Genomic DNA, 20,676 nt, shown 5'->3' with positions numbered 1-20,676 from the left:
GATCTGCCGTCGATCGGCTCGGTGAGCCGGCTGCCGCCGGACGGCCGGCGAATCAGCCGGTGGGCCGGGCCGCCGGGCGCGGTGGATGAACCTCACGCGTCGCGCGGCGCCCGCTTCGGGAAGACGGTGTACGCGACCGGCCAGAACACCAGCCAGCCCGCCATCACCACGCTGAGCCGTCCGGTCCACGCCCACAGTTCGGCGGTGCGCTCGCTGTCGCCCACCACGGCGATGCCGGCGAGCAGCACGGCGCAGGCGACCGCCCAGCCGATCATGCCCTTGCCCCACTCCCGCCACTCGTACCGGGCCCGCGCCATGCCGTACCGGGGTGCCCGGCTCGGGGGAGGGCCGCCGGCGAACCGGTGGGCGAACCGCTGGTCGGCCCAGCGCACCATGCTGTGCCCGAACGCCACCGAGAACCCGAGGTACGCGGCGGCGAGGCCGTGGGCGAACGTGGCTGTCGCGCCCCGGCGCAGGTCGATCATCGTGGCGGCGAGCAGCACGAGATCGACCACGGGCACGGCGATCAGCAGCGCCGCGCCGAGGCGGGGTCGTCGCAGCGGGTACCGGGCGATCAGTCCGGCGAGCAGGACCACCCAGAACGCCACCTCGCATCCGACGATCACTGCCACGAGCATGCGGTCTCCTTTTTTAGTACGCTGTGCGATAACCGTAGCAGCGTTCGTCGACCAGGTTCCGGAGGGGCCCGTGCCCAAGATCGTCGACCACGACGCGCGTCGTGCCGAACTGGCGCGGGCGATGTGGCGGGTCGTCTACCGCGACGGCGTCGGCGCCGCCACCGTCCGCAGCATCGCGGCCGAGGCGGGCTGGTCACCGAGCGCGCTGCGGCACTACTTCGCCACCCAGACCGAGCTGCTGGTGTTCGCCATGGAGCACGTGCAGGCCGAGGCGGCCGAGCGGATCACCGGCGGCGACCGCAGCGGCAGCCCGCGTGAGGTCGCCCAGCGGATCCTGGAACAACTGCTGCCGCTCGACCGCCAGCGCGTCCGCGAAGCCGAGGTGTGGCTGCTGCTCGCCGCGCGCGCCCCGACCGATCCGGCCGCGCGCGCCCGGGCGGCCGAGGCGGACGACGGCATCCGCCGCGCCGTCGAGTTCGCCGTCACGCTGCTCACCGGGGAACCGGCCGATCCCGAGGCGGTCGCCGGGCTGCACGCGGTGCTCGACGGGCTCGCGCTGCACACGCTGCTGCACCCCGGCCGGATGCCGCCCCGGCGCGCCCGGGAACTGCTCGGCGCGCACCTGGACGCACTCGCCGCGTCCTGAGCCTCAGTCGTCCGGCGGCCGGCCCATCGCCGCGCCCAGCTCGGCGCGGCTGGCGATGCCCAGCTTGCGGTAGACCCGGGCCAGGTTGGCCTCCACCGTCTTCGGGCTGATGTAGAGCGCGTCGGCGATGAGCCGGTTCGTCTGCCCCCGGGCGGCGAGCCGGGCCACCCGCTCCTCGGTCGCGGTGAGCGCCGTCGGCGCCGGGGTGCGGGCGCCGATGCGGCCCAGCTCCGCCCGTGCCCGGTCGGCGAACGCGGACGCGCCGAGCGCGTCGAACTCGGCCACCGCCGCGTCCAGTACCGCCCGCGCCTCCCGCCGTCGCCGCACCCGCCGGTACGCGCGTCCGGCGGCGAGCAGGCAGCGGGCCCGGTCCAGCGGCAGCACCGCCTCCGGCACCGCGGCCCGGGCCTGCGTCAGCGCGTCCAGCGCCGCGCCCGGATCCGTCCCGGTCGCCCCGGCCAGCAGCACCCGGCTGCGGGCCAGACCCAGCGTCGTCCACGGGCGCGGCAACCGGCTGTGGCGCCGGGCCAGCCGGTCCAGCGCGGCGTGCGCGGTGTCCAGGTCACCGGCGCCCACACACGCCTCGATCCAGTCCGGCTCGAAGCGCTGCCCCAGCGGCTCGGCGATGCCCGACCCGTCCAGGTCGGCCGCGAGCGCGCCGTACGCCGTCGCGGCGGCGGCCCACTCCCCGGACGCAAGCGCCACCAGCCCGGTGAGCTGGTGGTGCAGCCGGCGGCTCCACGCGTCGCCGAGGTCGTCGTCGCGGCGCAGCCCGGCGGCGGTGGCGCCCGCCCGCGCCAGCCGTCCCCGGTGCGCGTCGAGCACGCCGCCCAGCCAGCTCTCGCCCACCAGCCCGGTGCCCAGCTGCTCACCCAGGTCACGGGCGGCGGCGATGTGCGTACCGGCCTCGGCGAAGCGCCCGGCCAGCAGTTCCGTCTCGCCCAGGTGGGTGAGCACCTCGTGCCGCAGCGGATCGTCGCCGCGCGCCACCGCCAGGTCCAGCATCAGGTGCAGCCGGGCCCGCGCCCGGTCGTGGTCGTCGACCGACTTCCACCAGATCGCCGGCACCGAACCGGCCAGGAAGGACGGTTCGCCGCCCTCCAGCGCCAGCGCCCGGTCCAGCAACTCGGTGGGTGCCGTGCCGCCGGCGCGTACCTCGTGGAAGAACAGCAGCAACAGCGCGGCGGTGAGCAGCGGGCGGTGCTCGCCCCGGTCCGACAGGCGGGCGATCGCGGCCCGCGCGTGCCGGCGGGCCGGTTCCGGCTGGTCGTGGAACATCGTCAGGTGGGTGTGGATCCGCCCGGCCAGGTGGCCGTCCGGCCCGGCGGCGGCGAGCGCCTGCTCGGCCACCCGGACGGCGGTGACCAGGTCGTCGGCGCACCACGCGACGAGCGCGCGCAACAGCAGCGCCTCGCCCCGCTCGGCGCCGGTCAGCTCACCCGCCGCCGCCTCGGCGGCCCGCCCGGCCGCCGCGTAGTCGCCGCTGTCGATGCGGCACTGCACCGCGTCGAGGCGACGCCGGTTCCGGTCGGCGGCAGCCGACGGCGGGGTCAGCCCGGCGGCCCGGGCGTACCAGTCCGCGGCGAGCGCCGACGCGCCGCGCATCCGCTGCCGGGCCGCCGCGGCGGCCAGGTCGGCGGCCACTGCGGCGTCCGGCGCCACGGTGCACCGGGACAGGTGCCGGGCCCGCTCGTCCGGGTCGGCGACAGCGCCGGCGAGCAGCGCGTGCAGCCGCCGCCGGGCCCCTGGTGGGATGCTCTCGCGCACCGCCGCCGCGTACCGGGGGTGTGCGAAGTCGATCCGGCTCGCCGTGACCACGACCAGCCCGGCGTCCTCGGCCGCGTCCAGCGCGCCGACCGGCACGCCCGCCGCCGCGAGGTCGCGCAGCGTCGGCACGGTCAGCAGCGCGGCCAGCCGCACCGCGTCGCGGCTCGGGCCGGGCAGCGCCCGCAGCGTCTCGGCGAGCAGCAGGCGCAGCGACGACGGTACGGGCAGGTCCTCGTCGTGCGCGGGCGGGCGGGGCAGCCGCAGCACCGCCCGGGCGAGTTCGATGGCGAGCAGCGGGTTGCCGTCGGCGTCGCGGGCCAGCCGGTCGGTGAGCGGCCGGCTGAGCGTGCCGCCGAGCCGGGCCGCCAGGACGCGGTGCAGGTCCGCCGGGGCCAGCGGCGGTACGCCTGCGCGCAGCAGCCGGTGCCGTCCGGCCGGGTCGTCGTCCAGCCCGAGCGGCACCGGCACCGGCGGCCCGTCCCCGGTGCGGTGGGTGGCCAGGACGGCGGGCCACCGGTTCAGCCGGCGCAGCGCGAACCGCAGTGCCCGGGCGCTCGGCGGGTCCAGCCACTGCGGATCGTCGACCGCGAGCAGCACCCGTGGCGCGTCGGTGACCGCCGCGTCGAGCAGCGTCCGGGTGGCCGCGCCCACCGCCCGCTCGTCCACCGCGCCGTCGTGCTCACCGGTCAGCAGCACCATGTCGGCGGCGACCCGTTGCGGCGCGGGCAGCCCCGGCAGCGCGTCGGCGAGCGGGCGGAGCACGTCGGCGAGTGCCGCGTACGGCAGCGCGGCCTCGGCCTCGGTCGGTGCGGCGGACAGCACCCGCCAGCCGGTCCGCCGGGCGTGGGCGACCACCGCCCGCCACAGCGCGGTCTTGCCGATGCCGGACGGGCCGTCGAGCAGCACCGGCGTACCGGCGGTCAGCGCACGCCACACCCGCTCGACGACCGCGTCGCGGCCGACCAGTGCGGCGTCCATGGCGGGATGGTGACACAGCGGCGCCCGTGAACCCAGCGTCGGCGCGGCCTAGCCCGGAACCTGTCCGCATATCGAGACCGGCGGGATCACCTCCTGGTTGCGGTAGACGTCGGCGCTCCAGCTCGGTCCGCCGGACGCCACGATCGGCGGTATCCGTGCGGCCCGGGACGGGCTGAGCAGGCTGAGGAACTTGTTGATCACCTGGACGACGGGCTCCAGGATCCGGTAGCCGATCCCGAACCGCGCCCGCACGCCGAGCCCGACGCCCCGGCACAGCGCGTACGGCGCGCCGAGCGCGGAACCGATGGTGGCGCCGTACGAGGTGACCAGCTCGAACCAGATCCCGGCGGTGAACAGGAACGCGCTGATGCCCAAGGTGAACCGCACGCCGTGCCGGACGACCAGCCCCATCACGCCGACCGGCACACCGGTGAGCGAGTCGAGCAGGCTCACCCGGCGGGCGAAGCCCTCGGTCACGCGCGAGCCCACCTGGCCGCCCGCGTAGCCGAACCCGAGCTTGCCGGCCAGGGCGTACTCGCCGGAGCCGCGGAACGTGCCCAGCTTCGCGCCGAACGCGGTGGCCACCTCAAGCGTCTGGCTCACCGTGAACGACAGCGGCAGGCCGGCGACCAGCCCGATCGGGAACGCGATGTCGACCGGGACCGGGAACGTCCGGCGGTGGTTCTGCCCGCCGTCGATACCGGCGGTGAAGTCCACAGTGATGCCGAAACCGCCGCCGATCTCCAGCTCGGCCCGGGTCACCTTGCCGGCGCCGATGGCCAGGTGGAACGACGCGGCCGGTCGGCCCACGGTCAGCGTCACGGTGCCGGCCAGCCGGAGCCCGCCGTCGTCGTACGTGAAGTGCGTGCCGACGCCACCGGCGCAGCAGAACGTCCGGACCCGGTAGCCGTGGGCGCTCGCGGCGGCCTGCCCGCCCGGCGCGGGTGGCGGCTGCGCGGGCGCGACGGCGAGCGGGCGGGCCCGGCCGAGCGTGCCGCCGGCCGCCGCGGCGTCCCGGGTCCACGACGGCTCGCCGGCCACGTAGACGGTCGGGCGGTCCAGCGCGACGTCGTCTCCGCCGAACGTGCCGTCGCGGATCACCTCGGTGAGCGTGACCGGGCCGATCGTGACGACCAGGTCGCCGCCGTCCTCGGCCAGGTCGAGCACCCGTCCCACGCCGCGTCCGGTGAGGAACATGACCCGGCCGGGCGCGAGCCGGTCGGCGTCGCGGGCACCGGGGTCGAGCCGCCAGATCAGCCCGTCCGGGCTCACCGACCGCACGGTGCGGCTGCCCCCGCCGACGAGCACCACGTCCGGTTGCAGCGTGACGTCCCTGCCCGGCGCCGGGGCCGGCCCGTACCGCTGCTGGTCGCCGTCGCCCGCGTCGGCCGGGCCCGGCTTGGGGCCGCCGCATCCGGTCACCACGAGCAGCACCACCACGCCGGCCGTGAGCAGCCGCCGGCCGCGCACCGGCCGCCTCACATCCGGCCGGCGACGGTACGGGCGAGCCGCTCCAGCGGCGCCCGGTTCTCCTGCGGGTCGTTGAGCCGCACCAGCCGCACCGCGACCCACAGCTCGCCCCTACGCAGGAAGAACGCCTCGTACGTGAGCAGCGCCTCGTCGGCCACTCCGCTCAGCTCACGGATCTCGTGCCCGAGCTGCCGCTCGATGTCGAGGTACTTCTTGGCGCCCTCGCCCACGAACACCTCGACCTGCGCGGTCGGCCCGCTCACCGGGCCGGTGTAGGTGCAGGACTGCCCGGCCACCACCGGTTCCTCCAGCGGCGTGCCGGCGAGGCGCTCGGCGTCGTCCTTCGACACCAGCGTGCACGCCTGCGGCGCATCGGCGGCGCCGTCCACCGGTCCGGCGCTCGGCTCGGCCGGCGCCTCCCCGGCCGGGTCCGCGACCGGCGTGCCCGCACCGGGTACGGCGCCACCGGCGGCCGGCGGTTCGTCGCCGCCGCAGCCGGCGGACGCGGTGAACAGGATCGTGGCCAGCGCGAGCGCGACCAGTCGGCGGGTTCGCATGCCTGCCCCCGCTCAGGCCGGGATCGCGTCGAGCGTACGGCGCAGGATCTGCTCGTTGCCGGCGGTGCCGCCGCCGAAGCTGCTGATGGTCACCGTGTACGTGCCCTTGCCGTCGATCAGCACCGCCTCGCCGCGGACGTCCTTGACCGCGAGGTAGCCCCGCTCGCCCCGGTCCAGGTCGACGACCTTCTCGTACTGCTGGCCGGCCTGGTCGTACTGGTAGTCGTAGGTGGCCTTGCCGGCGGTGGCCGAGGCGGTGGTGACCGCCAGCTGGGCGACGCCGTCGCCGAACGAGCAGTTGCCCTCGTCGCGCAGCTTCCGGTCGACCAGCTCGGAGACCTGGGTGGCGGTGAACGGGCACGGCGGACGGACGTCGTCCCCCGCGCCCGCGTCCGGGTCGCCGCCGTCCTCGCCCGCCGCGCTGTCGGCCGATCCGGCGTCGACGATCCCGCCGCCGGAGTCGCACCCGGCCGGCGCGAGCAGCGCGAGCAGGAGCAGCGGCAGGATCAGCCCCAGCGGGAGCCCGGCGTCGCGACGGGAGCGGGCGGTCCGGGCGGGTGTGAGCGCGTCAGATGCCATGACTCCGACGCTAGGTGCGTCGTCACCGCCCGTAATCGGGGGTTTCCCTATGCGGTGACCTTGCGGACCGGCTCGTCCGCCCCCCGGCTCACCAGCGTCGCCCACAGTGGCGCCTGGGTGATCGCCGCCGGGACGATCAGCGCCAGCCCGGCCAGGGCCCGCGCCGGGCGGTACGGCTGCGGGGGCGGGAGCACTGGCACTGTCGCCTGCGGCGGGCCGGCGACCCGGTGCCGCCGGATAGGGTCGCAACCGTGCGGACCAAGCAGGAGCTGTCGACGGCGATCCGGGACGAACGGCGGGCGGCGCTGGTGGTCAACGCCCACTCCCGGCGTGGGCGGCGGCTCTACGACACCGTCCACGCACGCCTGCGCGCGGCCGGGTTCACGCTGCTCGGCGCGTACCCGGTGGACCGGCCCGGCGAGCTGGACCGGGTGCTCGCCGAGGCCGCCGGCCTGGGGCCGGACCTGCTGGTCACCGGCGGCGGCGACGGCACCGTCGGCGCCGCGGCCCGGCTGCTCGCCCACCGGGACATCGCGATGGGCCTGCTGCCGCTGGGCACCACGAACAACTTCGCCCGTACCGTCGGCGTCCCGCTCGACCTCGACGCCGCGATCGCGGTGCTCACCGGCGGCAAGGTGATCGACGTCGACCTGGGCCTGATCGGTGACACCCGGTTCACCAACCACGTCGGGATCGGGCTGTCCGCCGACATCATGCAGGCCGCCCCGCCGGGGCTGAAGCGGGTCGTCGGGCGGCTCGCGTACCCGCTGACCGGGCTGGGCCTGCTGGCCCGGCACCGGCCGCTGGCCGTGACGGTCCGCGCCGAGGGGCGCGAGCACACGTTCACCACACACCAGGTGTACGTGGCGAACGGCGGCTTCCACGCTGGCCGCCCGATCACCGCCGACGCCACCGCCGACGACCGGCTGCTGGTCGCGTACCCGGTGGGTGGGCCGACCCGGCGCGGGCTGCTGCGCGAGACGGCGCGCAACGCGGCGGCCGGCCACCGCCGCACCCTCGGCGACGAGCCGTTCCTGGCGGTACGCCAGCTGTGGCTGGACACCGACCGGCCGGCCCGCATCGAGGTCGACGGCGAGCCGTACGGGCAGACGCCGGTCCGCATCGGCCTGGACCCGAACGCGCTGCGGCTGATGGCCCGGGCGGACAGCCCGGACCACTGAGGCGGTCAGGCCCAGTGCTCCTCGTCGGGCAGCGGGATCTCCGTGTTCTGCTCCACCGCGTCGGCGGCGGTGAGGTCGTCGCGCACCCACTCGCCCAGGCCCGCCCGGTCGCTCGGCGGGCGCAGCACACCCTGCTCGGCCAGGTCCGCCTCGCTCGCCTCGGGCACCGCCGCGCCGACCGTGTCCGGCGGCCCGACCAGCGTCTCGTCCTGCCGCTGCTCCTGGGCGTCGGCCGCGGGCGGCCGGCGCAGCGCGTCCTCGCTCATCGCGTGCCCGTCACGCCGTGCGCCGCACGTACGGGGCGCTCTGATCGGCCACCTCGCCGTACTCGGCCGGGAGCTGCGTGACGACCTGCGCGTAGGCGGCCGGGTCGACGGCGTCGCGCAGCACGTCGAACACGGCGGTGATCCCGTCCCGGGCGGCGTCGGCGTCGACGTCGGCGCGTCCGCTCACCCGCTCGACGAACACGTCGAGCCCGAACGGTTCGGCGTCCTCGGCCGGGCCGAACGCGTACGCCCGCAGCGCCTCCGGCAGCCGGTCGGCGAGGTCACGGGCCTCCCCGCCGTCGATCCGCTCGGCCAGCGTGGTCAAGGTCGCCCGGGTGATCGCGGTGGCCTGCTCCGCGGACGCGCCGCACCGCTGGGCCACCGCGCCGATGAACTGATCCTGGTCCATCTCGCCGCCTTCCTCCGCCGGGATCGCCGGATTCCCACGCTGGACCTCCGCAAACGGCCGCCGGGCCGGGGGGTAGCGTGCAGCGCGGAACCCGCAGCGAGGAGGCCCCGGCAGTGCAGCCGACGACCGTGGACGTGCCCACCCCCGACGGAACCGCCGACGCCTACCTGGCCACGCCGGAGACCGGCGGGCCCTTCCCGGCCGTGCTGCTGTTCATGGACGCGTTCGGGCTGCGGCCCCGGGTCGCGGAGATGGCCGCCACGATCGCCGAGCGCGGGTACGTGGTGCTCGCCCCGAACCTGTTCCACCGTGCCGGGCGCGCCCCGCTGATCGACCTCGGCGCGCTCGCCGACGACAGCCGCCGGGGCGCCCTGTTCGAGAGCATCGGGCCGATGATGGCCGCGTTGACGCCGGACGCGGTGACCCGCGACACCGCCGCCTACCTGGACTTCCTGGCCGCCCGCCCGGATGTCGCGCCGGGACCGGCGGCGATCACCGGCTACTGCATGGGCGGCACGAACGCGCTGCGCGCGATCGAGGCGCTGCCGGACCGGATCGCCGCGGTGGCCGCGTTCCACGCCGGCCGGGTGGTCACCGACGCCCCGGACAGCCCGCACCTGGCCGTCGGCGCGGTGACCGGTGAGCTCTACTTCGGGCACGCCGACGCCGACCCGTCGATGACCGCCGAGCAGATCGCCACGCTGGAGAAGGCGCTCGACGCGGCCGGGGTGACGTACCGCTCCGAGGTGTACGCCGGCGCCCGCCACGGCTACACCCAGTCGGACACCCCGATGTACGACGAGCAGGCCACGAAGCGGCACTGGACGGCGCTGTTCGACCTGCTCGACCGCACGTACCGCCGCTGACCCGCCCAAGGCGCGCGGGAGCGCGGCCGACGATTCACCGGCCCGGAGGCGGGTAACCGCCGTCATGGCCGACCGCCGCGCCGACACCGTCCGCTCGCCGCTGGACCGGGCGGTGGAGCGAGGCGGTCTCGCGCTGTCCCGGGCCCGCGCCGAGGGTGGCGCGGCCGGCCGTAACCGGCTGCGCCAGTTGGAGATCACCGTGGTGATCTCCGCGCAGGCCGGGCTGGCCGCGGCGCTCGCCGCGCTGCTCGCCGACGAGCTGCTCGGCTCCGGCGCGCACGTCTTCGCCCCCGCCGCCGCGGTCGGCACCATCGCCACCGCCATCGGCCAGCGTGCCCGGCGCACGTTCGAGCTGCTCATCGGCGTCGGCCTCGGCATCCTGGTCGGTGACCTGCTGCGCGCGCTGCTGGGCAGCGGATCCTGGCAGACCGGCCTGGTGGTCACGCTGGCCATCGCCACCGCGCTGCTGGTGGCCGGGCGCGGCGGCGCGCTCGTCGGCCAGGCCGGCGGTACGGCGGTGCTGATCGCCACGCTCGCGCCGGTGCAGCCCGGCCTGGAGCTGCCCCGCATCTTCGACGCGCTCGTCGGCGGCCTGGTCGGCCTGTTCGTGGTGGCGCTGCTGCTGCCGGTCAACCCGATCCGGGTGCTGGACCGGGCGGTGGAACCGGTGGTCGCCCGGCTCACCGAGCAGCTCGACGCCGTCGCCCACGCGCTGACCCGCCGCGACGCCGACGCGGCCCAGCGCGCCCTGGAGGACCTGCGCGGGATCGAACCGGACATCGGGCGGCTCAACGACGCGCTCAGCGGGGCCGAGGAGGTGGTCACCATCGCACCCGCCCGCTGGCACCGCCGGGCCCGGTTCCACAGGTACGCCGATGCGACCCAGCACCTCGAACGCCTGGTCCTGTACGCCCGCTCGATCGCCCGCCGATCCGCCACCGCCCTGCAGTACGACGAGCCGGTTCCGCCCGCGCTGCCCGACGCGGTGGCCCGCCTCGGCCAGGCGGTACGGGAGATGAAGCGGGCCTGCAAGTCCGGTGAGGACCTGGAACGCACCCGGGAGATGGTCCGGCAGGGCGCCGAGCTGGCCGGACGCGCCTGGTCGCAGGGGGTACGCGCGTTCGGCGAGGCGATGATCAGCGACCTGCGGACCGCGCAGAGCGAGCTGCTGCGGGCCACCGGCTGCCGGCCCGAGGACGCCAACGGCAGTGTGCGCCGTGCCGCCGGTGCGGGGGAGTCGGAGGCGCGTCCACCGGCCCGCGCCCGGATGAGCCGGCCGGCGCCGGGCCGGCCCGGCGGACGGCACCGGCCGAAGGCCACCGGGCGTCAACTGGCACCTGCCCGGGCCGGTCCGGCTGGCTAGCGTCGGCGTATGGACATCCGTCACGACGCGCCGGCCGCGCGCTTCGCCGCGTTGAGCACCGCCCACGTCGCCGACGCCTGCCTGCGCGCCGGTGTCCCCGTCCGCTGCGCCCCGGCCGCCGTCGTCCCGGTGCTGCCCGGACGGCGCCTGGCCGGCCCGGTCCGCCCGGCCCGGCACGCCGGCAGCGTGGACGTCTTCCTGGAGGCGATCGAGCAGGCCGCCGAGGGGGACGTGCTCGTCGTCGACGACGCCGGGCGCACCGACCGGGCCTGCGTCGGCGACCTGGTGGTGCTGGAGGCGCGGGCCGCGGGCCTGGCCGGGCTGGTGGTGTGGGGCGCGCACCGGGACACTGCGGACCTGGTCGCGGTCGGGCTGCCGGTGTTCAGCCTCGGCGCCACCCCGAGTGGTCCGCTGGAGCTGGACCCGCGCCCGGACGATGCGCTGGCGCACGCCCGGGTCGGGCCGTTCACCGTCGGCCCGCGGGATCTGGCGCTGGCCGACGACGACGGCGTGCTGTTCGTGGCCGCGGACCGGGCCGGGGAGCTGTTCGACCTGGCCGAGTCCATCCGGGACACCGAGCGGCGGCAGGCCGGCCGGATCCGGGCCGGGGAGTCGCTGCGTGCGCAGGTCGGGTTCGGCGCGTACCTGGCGGCCCGGGAGGCGGACCCGGCGCTGACGTTCCGGGCGCACCTGCGGGCGGTGGGCGGCGCGATCGAGGAGTGAACCGGTCAGCCGCCGCGCGCCCACAGCGCCAGGCGTACCCGGTTGGCGCTGCCGGTCTTCGTCATCAGGCTGGTGATGTGCGTCTTCACTGTGGTCACCCCGATGTGCAGCCGGTCGGCGATCTCGGTGTTCGACAGGCCGTCGGCGACCAGGTCCAGCACGTCCCGCTCGCGGGCGGTCAGGTCGGCCGTCCGCCGGGGCGCGCCGGCGCGGGCGTGCACCGCGCGGTCGACCAGCCGGCGCAGGACGTCCGGGCTGAACGGGCTGTCGCCGGCGGCGGCGCGGCGGACGCCGTCGAGCAGGTCGGCCGGGGGTGCGTCCTTGAGCAGGAACCCGCAGGCGCCGGCGGTCAGCGCGGGGTAGAGGTGGTCGTCGTCGCCGAACGTGGTGAGCACCATGATCCGGGTGGCGGGCCGGCCGGCGAGGATGCGGCTGGTCGCGGTGATGCCGTCGACCCCGGGCATCCGCAGGTCCATCACCACCACGTCGGGTCGTAGCCGGGCGGCCAGGGTGACCGCGTCCCGGCCGTTGTCGGCCTCACCGACGACCTCGAGGTCGGGCTGGGCGTCGCAGAGCATCCGCAGGCCGGCTCGGATGAGGTGCTGGTCGTCGACCAGCAGCACCCGGATCACGCCGGCTCCGGCGTGCCCGCGCGGGGCCGGGGCGCCGAGTGGGCGGGCCCGGCCGGGGGCAGCACTGTCCGGACCCGCCAGCCGGACCCGGTGGGGCCGGCCTCCAGCCGTCCGCCGAGCACCTCGACCCGCTCCCGCATGCCGACGATGCCGTGGCCGCCGCCGGTGGGCACCCCGGCCGGCGCGGCGCCCCGCCCGTCGTCGGTGACCGCCCAGTGCACCGCACCGTCCTGGACCGACACGGTCAGGTGTGCGCGGGCCGCCGCGCCGGCGTGTTTCGCCACGTTCGTCAACGCCTCCTGGGTCAGTCGCAGCACCGCCTGGCCGCGTACCGCGTCGAGGGTGCCGACCGCCGGGTCGACGTCGGCCTCGACGACGACGCCCGCCTGCCGGGCCCGGTCGACCGCCGCGCCGAGCGCGGCCGGCAGCGCCGACGGCTCGATCGCGGTCAGCGCGGCGTCGCCGCGGACACCGTCCGGGTCGCGCAGCACCGCCACCAGCCGCCGCAGGTCGGTCAGCGCAGCCGTGCCGGTGGCGTGCACGTCGTCGAACACCTCGCCGACCCGGGGATCGAGGTCGGGCAGCACGTGCCGGGCCACGCCGACCCGCAGCACCATCGACGCGACGTGGTGCGCGAGCACGTCGTGCAGCTCGCGGGCGATGGCGCCGCGCTCGTCGGCGCGGGCCGCCCGGCTCTCCGACTCGCGCCGGCGCCGCTCCGCCTCGGCCCGCACCTCGGCCTGCCGCCCGAGTTCCCGGGTGGTCCGCACGACCAGCCCGAGCAGCAGCGGCAGGCCGACGGTGACGGCCAGCCCGAACAGGCCGGTGAGCGCCCGGCGGACCGGTTCCCCGATCTGGCCGGACAGGTCGACGGCGGCGAGCAGCCCGGCGCCCAGCCAGATCGTGCGCGGCCGGGTGGCCCGCATGGTCAGCTCCAGCAGCGCCCAGCTCGCTCCGACCTGGTTGATCATCACGTCGTCGACCAGGACGAGCGCGGCGACCAGCAGGGCCGACTGGACCAGCAGGTTCATCAGGGGCCGGCGGTGGCACAGCAGCGCCAGCACGAACGCCGGGACCGCCAGCGCCCACTGCGTACCGGTGGCGGCCGGGCCGCCGTGCGCGCCGAACACCAGATAGCCGATGCCGCTGAGGTCCAGCAGCAGAACCCGCGCGAACGTGTCCCGCGCGTCGAACAGCCGACCGACCCAGCCCACCGCGTCAGCCTAGGCGACCGGTGCGGCCGGAGCCACCGCGTTCGCCGGCCGCCGCCACGCGGAGCGCAGTCCGAGGTGGACGGCCAGCCCGATCGGGCCGAGCAGGACGGTGAGCAGCAGCACCGGGGCGGTGAGCAGGGCCGGCAGCCCTCGGTCCCGGGAGTCCTGCCAGATCCACCTGCCGACGAACAGGTCGAAGGCGATCATGTGGGCCCAGGCCGCCGCCGCGCCGTCTGCGGTGCCGAGCAGGTCCCGCAGGCCGTCGAGCGTGGGCGCGGTCACCACCGGCAGCACCGTGCCGAGCGCGGGGAGCACCAGGGCCGCGTAGACGAGCAGCACCGGCACCACGATCAGCGGCGAGCCGACGATCCGGCCGGTCCAGGACCAGCGCGGCGCCAGGATCATCAGCGCCCAGAACGGCGCCGCGAGCGTGAACGTCAGGCTGAACAGCGCGGTGCTCATCCGACCAGCACCACCGCGGTACGTCGGGCCCGGCGGACCAGCACCAGCGTGGTGGCCGCCGCCGTGGCCGCGACCAGCACGGCCGCCGCGGCGAGCGTGAGCGCGTCCGGCGCGAGCAGCGGCTGCCCGCGCAGCGCCTGGGCGGTCACCAGCAGCGTGAGTGCCGCGTACGCGGCCCCGCCGACGAGCACCAGCCGGGCCCGGGTCAGCTCGTCCAGCCGCGCGCCGAGGAACCGGTCGAGCAGGATCGCCAGCAGCGGCAGCACCTGCAACGCGTGCATGCCGACGAAGTGCCCCACGCGCAGGTCGCCGCCGGTGGTGCTCCAGCCGAGCAGCGGCAGCCCCGGGCCGCCGTCCGGCACACCGACACTGTGCGCTCCGCTGATCCCGGCGGGCGCGCCGGCCGGTGGCTGCGCCACCATCGGGAACGCGACGAGCATGCCGAGCAGGGACACGGCGAGGCCGAGCCGTACCGCGTAGCCGCCGGCCCGGTCGGCGAGGGACCGGCGGGCCAGCACGACCGCCAGCACGAGCTGGGCGGCGAACAGGACGGTGATCGCCGCGCCCATCACGCTGAACAGCATCGCGTCCAGCGTGGTGGTGCCGTTGAAGTGACTGGTGGTGCCGCGCAGCACCTGACCCACGATGACGACCATCTCCACCACGGCCATGGCCACGATCACGGTCGCCGCCCGCTCGGCCGCCCGGCTGCGGCGGGGCAGCAGGGACAGCATCCAGGCCAGCGTGACGCCGTAGAGGACGAACGAGATCGCGAACTTCAGCGGCTTGAGCCAGATCGGCGCGCCGGTGAGCACGCGCGGGTCGGCCACGACGCCGACCGCGGCGACGACGGTGAGCACCGCCATCGCGGACACGAGGAGCATCAGGGGGCGGTGCCATCCGGCCGCCCGGTTCCGTACCGTAGTCATGCCTGTAGATGCTGGTGGCGGGCCGGGCCGGTCGCGCCCGCCCGGAGGCCGCGTCCGCGGCCCCGGGTCGGAGCGCGTCTCCTACCCGGGGAGGAGGCCGGGCGGTCAGTCCGGCAGCCGGGGCATCTCGACGCCCGGGTCGCGGCCGAGCAGCACGCCACGGGTCAGCGCCCGCGAGCCGAAGCGGTCCCGCACCGCGTCGACGGCGGCGTCCAGCGCCGGGCCGGGTTCGGCGGTGAACGGCAGGGTGAGCTGGGTGTGCCCGGCACCGAGGTTGCCCACGGAGACGCCGAGCAGCGTGACGCCCCGTTCCGCGATCTGCGGCAGCGCGGCGCGCAGCAGGTCACGGGCGGCGCTCCGCAGCGGTCCGGTCTGCGCGGTCGGCTCGTCGAGCGTGTGCGACCGGGTGGCGCGGGTGTAGTCGGCGAAACGCAGCCGCAGCGTCACCGTGCGGCCGGTGCGGCGGGCGGCGCGCATCCGGCCGGTGACCCGGTCGACCAGCCCGGCCAGCACCGCGTCCAGGTCGGCGGGGGAGTGCGGGCCGCGTCCCAGCGCGTGCTGCGCGCCCATCGAGGAGCGGCGGCGGCCCACCTGCACCGCCCGTGGGTCGCGGTTGTGGGCCAGCGCGTGCAGGTGCCGGCCGGCGCCCGCGCCGAGCAGCGACACCAGCGCCGGCTCGTCCAGCCGGGCCACCTGCCCGACGGTACGAAGGCCGCGGTCGCGCAGCCGGGCGGCGGTGACCGGGCCGACGCCCCACAGCCGCTCGACCGGCAGCGGGTGCAGGAACGCCAGTTCCCGGTCCGGCTCGACGACCAGCAGCCCGTCCGGCTTCGCCACACCGCTGGCGACCTTCGCCAGGAACTTCGTCCGGGCCACGCCGACGGTGATCGGCAGGCCGGCCTCGCGGCGTACCCGCTCCCGCAGCGTGGCCGCGACGGCGGCCGGCGTTCCGGCGAGCCGCCGCAGCCCACCCACGTCGAGGAACGCCTCGTCGATGCTGAGCCCTTCGACGAGCGGGGTGGTGTGCCGGAAGATCTCGAACACCGCCCGGCTGGCGGCCGTGTAGGCGGCCATCCGGGGCGGCACCACGACGGCGTCCGGGCAGAGCCGCCGCGCCTGCCGGCCGCCCATCGCGCTGCGTACGCCCCGGGCCTTGGCCTCGTAGCTGCACGCGAGCACCACGCCGCCGCCGACGATCACCGGCCGGCCGCGCAGCCGGGGGTCGTCGCGCTGCTCGACCGAGGCGTAGAACGCGTCCAGGTCGGCGTGCAGGATGGTGGCCTCGCTCGACACCCCGCCATCCTCGCACACATGTTCGAATAGGCGGGACTGGCCTGCCCGGACACGGACGACCGGCCGGCGGGAGCACCCGCCGGCCGGTCGTCCGCGGTCACCGTCCGTAGACCTCGAACTCGTAGAGCGAGAAGCCGTACGAGGTGGCCCGGGTGACGCCGTACATCCGCACGTAGCGGGCACTGACCGGGGCGAACGTCACGTTGTCGACGCCGCCGTTGCCGGTGGTGGTGCTGAACACCGGCTGCCAGGAGTTGCCGTCACCGGAGACCTCGATCCGGTAGCCGGTGGCGTAGGCGGCCTCCCACCGCAGCACCGCCCGGCTGATCGTCCGGGCCGAGCCGAGGTCCACCCGCAGCCACTGGTTGTCGTTGTAGCTGCTGGCCCACCGGGTGCCGAGGCTGCCGTCGACCGCCTTCGCCGGGGTGTTGCTGGTCAGGAACTGCGTGCTGGACGCGGTGGCGGTACGGCCCTGCGCCAGGTTGGTCACCGCGTCGCCCCGGCGCGCCGGGAACGAGACGACCTGCTGGTACGTGGGCCGGTTCTGCCAGGCGATCAGCGGGTGGGTGATGCCGCCGAGCCCGGACTGGGCGATCGAGTCGGCGCACCACTGGTCGCCCGCCCCGCACGAGGAGTCGCCCGGGTAGACGGTGGTCGCCGGCGCCGCGGCGGCCTGGCCGAGCGTGTCCAGCAGCGCCTGCCGGCATGCGCCCAGGTTGCCGTTGCCGCAGTACGTGCGTCCGAGCCCGCCGGCCACCGGGTCGCCGAGCACGGCCCGCAGGTCCTTGTCGACGTAACCCCACCAGCCGTACTGGAACGCCGAGCCCTTGTGCGCCTGCCCCTGCGACGCCCAGTTCACCGTGCCGTCGCGGGCGCCGTTCTGGCCGCCCGAGGGCGCCTCGTTGACCTGGAGGGCGTCGACGAGCGCGCCGTACAGGTCGGGGCCGAGGCCGGGACGGAACTGTGCCGAGGCGAGCAGCGGCCACCAGGCGTCGAAGATCCGGATGGCCTCGGCGTGCTGGTAGACCTTCGAGCCGGGTGACGTCTCCACCCGCCGCGATCCGGCCTGCTGCCAGGCCCGCAGCTTGGTCACCGCGGCGGCGAGCGCCGGGTCGGTGACCGGCGTGCTGTCGAGCACCCGCAGCAGTTCGCCGAGCACCTGCTGGCCGCGCAGGTCGGTCACCGCCGCCTCGGCGGTGATCCGCACGATGTCGGCGCGTCCGACCTTGCGCTGGGCGATGGCCGCCTTCACCGGACCGTCGAGCAGTTGACCCCGGTGCACCGCGCCGTAGCTGAAGTTGCCGTCGGCCGCGCCGAAGTCGCGCGCCTGCTTGTTGTTCCAGCTGACGTAGTAGTCCTGGTTGACCGACTGCGGGTGGGTCGACGCCGGGGCGTACGTGGCGTCGTTGGTGTCCGGGTTCCAGCCGGCCCACTCGTACGCCGGCTCGGCCTTCATCGGCAGGTTCGGGTCGGAGGTGGAGGAGCGCACCGGGTTCGAGCCGGAGTTGTAGTACGCCGCCTCGGTCGAGTTGACGTAGAACCAGTTGAACGCGTATCCGACGCTGGCCGCGGACGCCTGGAACGCCGCCGCGCTGCCCATCGCCGCCGGGTCGTTGTACGCCTGGAAGCCGATCGCCGAGTCGGCCTCGTGCCGGTAGGTGGAGCGCAGCTTGGTGAACGCGGTGGGCTGCCCGTTCACCAGGCCCCGGTAGGACACCAGCCCGTACTTGGTGCGCAGCGCGCGCAGCGTGTACGCGCCGGCCGGGGTGGAGTCGGCGAGCGTCGGCGACCAGGAGTTGCGCTTCTCCAGCACCTCCATGGCGACGCACTGGCCGCGGAAGAGGTAGCGGTTGGAGCGCAGCGTCGGCGCGCTGCCGTCGGTGGTGCACAGCGGCACCGCGTACGTGTCGGTCAGATCCTGGGAGGCGGAGGTGGCGCTCCACGCGTAGTCCTGGCCGCGGCCGAGCAGTACGTAGAGGTTCAGCCCGGCGAACGCCGCGCCACGCGCGCTGATGCCCGGCCCCTGGAGTTCCTGGAGCATGAGCAGCTGCGGGGCGAAGTAGCCGGTCTGCGGGCCGAACACGGCGACCGGGTTGCCGGTGGTGGTGTGCCGGCCGGAGACCACCACCGCGTTGGACATGCCGTGCGCCCGCAGGTTGGACAGGCCGCCGACCAGGTCCTTGGTGGCGGCGCTGGTGCCGGTGCGGGCGGCGGCTCCGCCGGTGGCGTCGTACGCGAGCGGTTCGGCGACCACCGTGCCGGCGTCGGGCAGCACCGCGCTGGTGGCGCCGGGCGGCGTCGCGCCGTACGGGAAGCTCTGCCCGTCGTGCAGTGTCAGCACGGTCTCCGGGTCGTTCTGCGAGCGAAACGCCGTCCAGACCCGGTCGCCCTCGGTCGGGCCGTACTTGGCCCGGGCGGCCACCCGCACCAGCGCGGACTGCACCTCGCTGCCGCCGCCCCCGCCGAACAGCCCGCCGATGACACCGGCGGTGGCGATCAGGTCGGTCATGGTGAAGTGCTTCGGCTTGCCGGCGCCGGTGAGCACGTACTCGCCGGGGTAGTTGTCGTCGGCGATCGACTTGTCGATGTAGGCGTTGATGCCGGCGATGTAGTCGACGACGTCGGTGTAGAGCTGCTGACCCCGGGTGCCCTTGAGGCGCAGCGCGTCGACCTGGGCCTGGAGGTCCGCCTCGGTGTAGGGCGAGTTGGCCCAGACGCTCTGCTCCAGCTCCCGGTTGCCGGGGGCGCCGCCGGCGAACGAGCTGACGTCGCCGCGGCCGACGTGCCGCAGCAGGTCCATCACCCAGAGCCGGTCCTGGGCTCCCGCGTAGCCGGCGCCGAACATGGTGCCGGCGCGGGTGGTGCCGGTGACGTGCGGGACGCCGGTGGCCTTGTCCCGCACGATGGTGACGTCCGAACGCGGCGAGATCCTGCTCTCGACCTGGGCGTCGGGGACGCCGAACGAGGCGTCGTTGTAGAAGTGGGCGATCTGCTCGTCGGTCAGCCCGGCGTAGTTGTAGACCAGGTTGGCGTACTCGTCGAGCTGGTCGCTGGAGTGCGCCGGGCGGGTGCCGAGCGCCTGGTGGGCCAGGATGCCGGCGAGGGTGGCGTTGCCGTTCTGCCCGGGGGGCAGGATGTCGGCGCACTGACCGAGGCAGTAGTCGTCGGGGGTGAACGTGGTGGCGGCGAGCGCCGGTGACGGCGTGATGACCGTCAGGACGCTCGCGGTGAGGGCGGCGGCGGTGAGCGCCGCGAGGCGGGCACGGATGGCGGGTCGTGGCATGGCGATCCTCCGGGGGACGCGGAGTAGGGCCGTTCGGTACGCCCGGATGACGGCGTCTCGGCCTCCGTGCCCGGGCGTTCTGCCCGGAGGTGAGAATGACTCATATCTATCTGCGGGCAATGATCGGCGCACCACCGCCGTCCGGGATAGCCGTCGTTCACCAGTCGTCAATGCCGACGTTTCGCCGCGATCCAGGCCGTAACGACGCGGTGGGGGTGGCGCCGTTGCCACCCCCACCGCTCTCCCCGCCGGTGCGCCGTCAGTGCTTGTGGAACGACTGGCGCACCACGCCCCCCACCAGCGCGCACCAGGTGGTGGTGCTGATCTTGCCGTTGGGCGGTAGTCCGTGCAGGCGCTGGAGGTCCTTCACCGCCGTGCGGGTCGCGTGGTCGTACTCGCCGGTCGCGGTGACCTCGGCGTAGCCCTTGGAGGCGAGCATGGACTGCGCGGCCACCACCGGGACGCCCGACGACTTCTGGTCCAGCTCCGGGGCCAGGGTCTCCCAGGTCGGCGCCGTGAGCGTGGCGTCGACGTCGACCGGGATGCCGTTGCGCGCCTGCCAGTCCTGGACCGCGGCGACGGTGGCCGCGTCGAACACGCCGTTCGTCGGCACGGTGTAGCCGCGGAACGTGAGCAGGTACTGCGCGGCCTGGACCACCGGGCCGCCGACGAAACGCCAGATGTCGGGCCAGCGGCGGGCCGGAACGTCGCCCAGCTTCGTGCCGAGCTTCTGGAACACCGCGCGGCGCAGCGCCGGGAACTCCCGGTAGAACATCGCGCCCGGGCAGAGCGTGGCGCGGAAGTCCCAGTGGCCGAAGATGTCGTGCGCGTGCAGCCCGTACTGCCGGCAGATCGCGGTGCACAGCCGGGCGAGGGAGTCGAGCAGTTCCTCCGGCGGCGTCTCGGTGACGTAGGTGCCCTCGTTCTCGATGCCGATGGCCCGCCCGTTCTCGCCCGGGCAGTGCGCGGCGATCATCTGCCGGTCGCCGGCCCGCAGCCGGTCCAGGCTGCCGTGGCGTCCCTCCAGGACGTGACCGCCGCGGCTCACCGTGAAGTGCTGCCCGGTGTCGGACCAGCCGTTGCCGTCCATGTGCAGGTCCTGGCAGTCGCGGGCGAGCTGCTTGGCGTGCTCCTCGGAGTAGTCCGTGACGTTCGGGAACGCCATGTGGTGCACGATGATCTTGTTGGTCGGGATCGCGCTCACCGAGAGCGGGCCGGCCGGCGGGCGGGCGGCCCACTCGTCGCAACCGATGATCCAGTCGAGGTCCGCACCCGGCGCGGCGTGCGCGGCGGCCGGCAGGGCGAGTTCGCTGCCGACGACCGCGACCGCTGCGGCGCCGAGGCCGGCCCGCAGCAGCGTACGGCGGTCCAGCTCGGGGTGGTCGAAGTGCATCTCGCCTCCTCGATGGCCCGGCCGGCG

Annotated in this window: 20 protein-coding genes; 5 read left to right on the top strand and 15 right to left on the bottom strand. The window is 75.6% G+C overall.

The window, feature by feature from the left end:
* Positions 1–92: 92 nt before the first annotated feature.
* Positions 93–638 (bottom strand): hypothetical protein, encoded by a 546-nt coding sequence (locus ACPCK6_RS22235; protein ID WP_396884208.1) that lies wholly within the window; start codon positions 636–638, stop codon positions 93–95.
* A 70-nt stretch (positions 639–708) separates the two neighbouring features.
* Here ACPCK6_RS22235 and ACPCK6_RS22230 point away from each other — a divergent pair, with 70 nt between their 5' ends.
* Positions 709–1,284 (top strand): TetR/AcrR family transcriptional regulator, encoded by a 576-nt coding sequence (locus ACPCK6_RS22230; RefSeq protein WP_423482104.1) that lies wholly within the window; start codon positions 709–711, stop codon positions 1,282–1,284.
* 3 nt (positions 1,285–1,287) lie between these two features.
* Here ACPCK6_RS22230 and ACPCK6_RS22225 read toward each other — a convergent pair whose 3' ends face one another.
* From ACPCK6_RS22225 to ACPCK6_RS22205, 5 genes are read right to left on the bottom strand one after another with little or no spacing between them, the layout of a single operon-like run.
* Complete coding sequence (locus tag ACPCK6_RS22225; protein WP_423482103.1) at positions 1,288–4,029, bottom strand: ATP-binding protein; 2,742 nt, start codon at positions 4,027–4,029, stop codon at positions 1,288–1,290.
* Between the two features lie 48 nt (positions 4,030–4,077).
* Positions 4,078–5,511: a hypothetical protein gene (locus ACPCK6_RS22220; RefSeq protein WP_423482102.1), complete on the bottom strand. Its 1,434-nt coding sequence runs from the start codon at positions 5,509–5,511 to the stop codon at positions 4,078–4,080.
* Complete coding sequence (locus tag ACPCK6_RS22215; RefSeq protein ID WP_396884213.1) at positions 5,508–6,056, bottom strand: hypothetical protein; 549 nt, start codon at positions 6,054–6,056, stop codon at positions 5,508–5,510. The genes ACPCK6_RS22220 and ACPCK6_RS22215 overlap by 4 nt, the downstream gene beginning before the upstream one ends.
* A 12-nt stretch (positions 6,057–6,068) precedes the next feature.
* Positions 6,069–6,635 (bottom strand): hypothetical protein, encoded by a 567-nt coding sequence (locus ACPCK6_RS22210; protein ID WP_423482101.1) that lies wholly within the window; start codon positions 6,633–6,635, stop codon positions 6,069–6,071.
* 47 nt (positions 6,636–6,682) lie between these two features.
* The gene (locus ACPCK6_RS22205) at positions 6,683–6,835 is read right to left on the bottom strand and encodes a hypothetical protein (RefSeq protein ID WP_423482100.1); all 153 of its coding nucleotides are present in this window, start codon (positions 6,833–6,835) and stop codon (positions 6,683–6,685) included.
* 51 nt (positions 6,836–6,886) lie between these two features.
* Here ACPCK6_RS22205 and ACPCK6_RS22200 point away from each other — a divergent pair, with 51 nt between their 5' ends.
* A complete protein-coding gene (locus ACPCK6_RS22200; RefSeq protein WP_396884215.1) occupies positions 6,887–7,816 on the top strand; it encodes a diacylglycerol/lipid kinase family protein in 930 nt (309 codons plus the stop codon).
* 5 nt (positions 7,817–7,821) lie between these two features.
* Here ACPCK6_RS22200 and ACPCK6_RS22195 read toward each other — a convergent pair whose 3' ends face one another.
* The gene (locus ACPCK6_RS22195) at positions 7,822–8,082 is read right to left on the bottom strand and encodes a hypothetical protein (protein ID WP_423482099.1); all 261 of its coding nucleotides are present in this window, start codon (positions 8,080–8,082) and stop codon (positions 7,822–7,824) included.
* A gap of 10 nt (positions 8,083–8,092) precedes the next feature.
* The gene (locus tag ACPCK6_RS22190) at positions 8,093–8,491 is read right to left on the bottom strand and encodes a DUF2267 domain-containing protein (RefSeq protein ID WP_396884217.1); all 399 of its coding nucleotides are present in this window, start codon (positions 8,489–8,491) and stop codon (positions 8,093–8,095) included.
* A 113-nt stretch (positions 8,492–8,604) separates the two neighbouring features.
* Here ACPCK6_RS22190 and ACPCK6_RS22185 point away from each other — a divergent pair, with 113 nt between their 5' ends.
* The 3 genes from ACPCK6_RS22185 (at position 8,605) to ACPCK6_RS22175 (ending at position 11,443) form a co-directional block, all read left to right on the top strand.
* Positions 8,605–9,357 (top strand): dienelactone hydrolase family protein, encoded by a 753-nt coding sequence (locus tag ACPCK6_RS22185; RefSeq protein WP_423482098.1) that lies wholly within the window; start codon positions 8,605–8,607, stop codon positions 9,355–9,357.
* Positions 9,358–9,421: 64 nt separating this feature from the next.
* Positions 9,422–10,720, top strand: a complete 1,299-nt coding sequence (locus ACPCK6_RS22180; protein ID WP_396884219.1) for an FUSC family protein — start codon at positions 9,422–9,424, stop codon at positions 10,718–10,720.
* Positions 10,721–10,729: 9 nt separating this feature from the next.
* Complete coding sequence (locus ACPCK6_RS22175) at positions 10,730–11,443, top strand: RraA family protein (RefSeq protein ID WP_396884220.1); 714 nt, start codon at positions 10,730–10,732, stop codon at positions 11,441–11,443.
* Positions 11,444–11,448: 5 nt separating this feature from the next.
* Here ACPCK6_RS22175 and ACPCK6_RS22170 read toward each other — a convergent pair whose 3' ends face one another.
* The 7 genes from ACPCK6_RS22170 to ACPCK6_RS22140 form a co-directional block, all read right to left on the bottom strand.
* Complete coding sequence (locus ACPCK6_RS22170; protein WP_423482097.1) at positions 11,449–12,075, bottom strand: response regulator; 627 nt, start codon at positions 12,073–12,075, stop codon at positions 11,449–11,451.
* Positions 12,072–13,289, bottom strand: a complete 1,218-nt coding sequence (locus ACPCK6_RS22165; protein ID WP_423482096.1) for a sensor histidine kinase — start codon at positions 13,287–13,289, stop codon at positions 12,072–12,074. Before ACPCK6_RS22165 ends, ACPCK6_RS22170 begins: the two co-directional genes overlap by 4 nt.
* Before the next feature lie 9 nt (positions 13,290–13,298).
* Positions 13,299–13,751 carry an ABA4-like family protein gene (locus tag ACPCK6_RS22160; RefSeq protein ID WP_423482095.1) on the bottom strand — a complete coding sequence of 151 codons (453 nt, stop codon included), beginning with the start codon at positions 13,749–13,751 and terminating at the stop codon, positions 13,299–13,301.
* On the bottom strand, positions 13,748–14,680 hold the full coding sequence (locus ACPCK6_RS22155) for a hypothetical protein (protein WP_423482094.1): 933 nt from the start codon (positions 14,678–14,680) through the stop codon (positions 13,748–13,750). The genes ACPCK6_RS22160 and ACPCK6_RS22155 overlap by 4 nt, the downstream gene beginning before the upstream one ends.
* A 105-nt stretch (positions 14,681–14,785) precedes the next feature.
* Complete coding sequence (gene dinB / locus ACPCK6_RS22150; protein WP_423482093.1) at positions 14,786–15,973, bottom strand: DNA polymerase IV; 1,188 nt, start codon at positions 15,971–15,973, stop codon at positions 14,786–14,788.
* Between the two features lie 97 nt (positions 15,974–16,070).
* Positions 16,071–19,256: a penicillin acylase family protein gene (locus ACPCK6_RS22145; RefSeq protein WP_423482092.1), complete on the bottom strand. Its 3,186-nt coding sequence runs from the start codon at positions 19,254–19,256 to the stop codon at positions 16,071–16,073.
* Between the two features lie 259 nt (positions 19,257–19,515).
* Positions 19,516–20,649 carry a peptidoglycan recognition protein family protein gene (locus ACPCK6_RS22140; RefSeq protein ID WP_423482091.1) on the bottom strand — a complete coding sequence of 378 codons (1,134 nt, stop codon included), beginning with the start codon at positions 20,647–20,649 and terminating at the stop codon, positions 19,516–19,518.
* Positions 20,650–20,676 lie beyond the last annotated feature (27 nt).

Origin of the sequence: Micromonospora sp. AB353 (assembly GCF_049538395.1) — a bacterium.
Classification (GTDB): Bacteria; Actinomycetota; Actinomycetes; order Mycobacteriales; family Micromonosporaceae; genus Micromonospora; species Micromonospora aurantiaca.
This window is presented reverse-complemented; position numbering and strand designations above follow the sequence as displayed.

Excerpts from the sequence above, each read along its gene's own strand:
- ACPCK6_RS22210 (WP_423482101.1), bottom strand. The coding sequence starts at position 6,635 with ATGGCATCTGACGCGCTCACACCCGCCCGGACCGCCCGCTCCCGTCGC.
- ACPCK6_RS22155 (WP_423482094.1), bottom strand. The coding sequence starts at position 14,680 with ATGACTACGGTACGGAACCGGGCGGCCGGATGGCACCGCCCCCTGATG.
- ACPCK6_RS22195 (WP_423482099.1), bottom strand. The coding sequence starts at position 8,082 with ATGAGCGAGGACGCGCTGCGCCGGCCGCCCGCGGCCGACGCCCAGGAG.
- ACPCK6_RS22160 (WP_423482095.1), bottom strand. The coding sequence starts at position 13,751 with ATGAGCACCGCGCTGTTCAGCCTGACGTTCACGCTCGCGGCGCCGTTC.
- ACPCK6_RS22225 (WP_423482103.1), bottom strand. The coding sequence starts at position 4,029 with ATGGACGCCGCACTGGTCGGCCGCGACGCGGTCGTCGAGCGGGTGTGG.
- ACPCK6_RS22235 (WP_396884208.1), bottom strand. The coding sequence starts at position 638 with ATGCTCGTGGCAGTGATCGTCGGATGCGAGGTGGCGTTCTGGGTGGTC.
- ACPCK6_RS22175 (WP_396884220.1), top strand. The coding sequence starts at position 10,730 with ATGGACATCCGTCACGACGCGCCGGCCGCGCGCTTCGCCGCGTTGAGC.
- ACPCK6_RS22215 (WP_396884213.1), bottom strand. The coding sequence starts at position 6,056 with ATGCGAACCCGCCGACTGGTCGCGCTCGCGCTGGCCACGATCCTGTTC.
- ACPCK6_RS22180 (WP_396884219.1), top strand. The coding sequence starts at position 9,422 with ATGGCCGACCGCCGCGCCGACACCGTCCGCTCGCCGCTGGACCGGGCG.
- ACPCK6_RS22140 (WP_423482091.1), bottom strand. The coding sequence starts at position 20,649 with ATGCACTTCGACCACCCCGAGCTGGACCGCCGTACGCTGCTGCGGGCC.
- ACPCK6_RS22145 (WP_423482092.1), bottom strand. The coding sequence starts at position 19,256 with ATGCCACGACCCGCCATCCGTGCCCGCCTCGCGGCGCTCACCGCCGCC.
- ACPCK6_RS22190 (WP_396884217.1), bottom strand. The coding sequence starts at position 8,491 with ATGGACCAGGATCAGTTCATCGGCGCGGTGGCCCAGCGGTGCGGCGCG.